At 37.4% G+C, this 1448-nt stretch carries 2 protein-coding genes; both read right to left on the minus strand.

The features are described 5' to 3' along the window. Nucleotides 1–250 precede the first annotated feature (250 nt). Entirely contained in the window at nt 251–550 is a 300-nt protein-coding gene (locus L3V32_RS26035) for a hypothetical protein (protein ID WP_237285677.1), read from the minus strand. A gap of 135 nt (nt 551–685) precedes the next feature. After that, a complete protein-coding gene (locus tag L3V32_RS26045; RefSeq protein WP_237285679.1) occupies nt 686–1303 on the minus strand; it encodes a hypothetical protein in 618 nt (205 codons plus the stop codon). Nucleotides 1304–1448 lie beyond the last annotated feature (145 nt).

Below are 1448 nucleotides of genomic sequence, written 5' to 3' on the forward strand. Positions count from 1 at the left end.
TGCTTGTTTGCAAGCTCTTTGCCTAAAGACCCGCACTTTTCACACTTTAATGATGAGTGTTTATTGCTATGCCCGCACCCAAAGCACTCCCATTTACTATCCATATTTCCTCTTATAGGCATAACGCTCTGTTAAGGTGTGAGCAACGCAATACCGATACTACCGCATACCACCTTAATCACTTAAACCAACGCATAGTGAAAATGCCACGCGTTGCGAATCACTCTTAAACAGTTTGTTATAGCGCAACTCAAAGGTTGAACAGAACTTTCAAAAGAGAATTTACCAAGGAAGAGATCCCTAGAAATAGAACTACTGGCAAACCTATCGCTATTATCAGTTTAAACTCGACAAACTGACCTACAACTGCATAACTATATCTACCGCCCAGGAACTTTCTCGATTCGTCTCCTACCGTAGATTTGACTTCATTTGTGACCGTCTTGCGATCTTTACCGATGAATTCTTTAAACAACATAAAGCCGAAGGGAGCGATAATAATGCCGGCGATAAGATATGAAATGTATTCAATTATATCCGTCATGTTCATATTTTTTCTCCTGCGCTCTAACGCCCTGTTAAGGGGTGAGCAACGCAATACAGAAGCCGCCGCAAACCACCTTAAACACTAAAACCAACGCATAGTGAAACTGCCACGCGTTGCGAATCCCTCTTGAACAGTTTGTTAGCTTTGTTTTCTAAGTGTGACACCGTGGTTATAAGCATCAAAAAAAGCGATACCTAAATTCGAAATACTATAATGCTCAACATGAGTCTTATCTGGATTTTCTGTCCGAGCTAATAAAGGTGTAAAAATCATGTTATAGACTTTATTTGTCATGAGATCACTGAGAGTGAAATCAACGATACTAAAACCACAAGAAAGAAAACTTTCAAGATCTGCTGCATACGACTTATCAACAATTTCTAGCGAAGCCTTAAACTCGTTAACATTAATATAACCTTCTATATATCCGATGAATAAGTTAGCTATAATTTCTGTTTTTTTATTATCTGTAACTTTATCTAAAACATTAATTATCATTTCCGATATTTCATTGGCCTCAGCGGTCTTAGAAAACTGCTTTATTTTATGGTAATCCTTTTCACTCACTTCATTTAAACTTACAAAAAACTGTTCTAATTTTTTTGCAAATAATGAATCTTTGATTGATGTCACAAGTGATAGCATGTTGAAAACATTATCTAAAACGGGGATTTCTTTTATCCACTCATTCTCAGATATATGATCTATTAGTACTTCAACATTATCCCTAAATAAATCTAATCCACTGTTTTTCATTACAATCCCATGAAAAGCTAACGCCCGCTTAAGTGGTGAGCAACGCAATACGATGCTTCCGCACACCACCTAAATCACTAAATTTACCGCAAACCACAAATGCCACGCGTTGCGAATCCGTCTTGAAGCGTTTGTTAGTACGATG

The sequence above is a fragment of the Vibrio sp. J2-4 genome (assembly GCF_021728155.1).
GTDB lineage: Bacteria > Pseudomonadota > Gammaproteobacteria > Enterobacterales > Vibrionaceae > Vibrio > Vibrio diabolicus.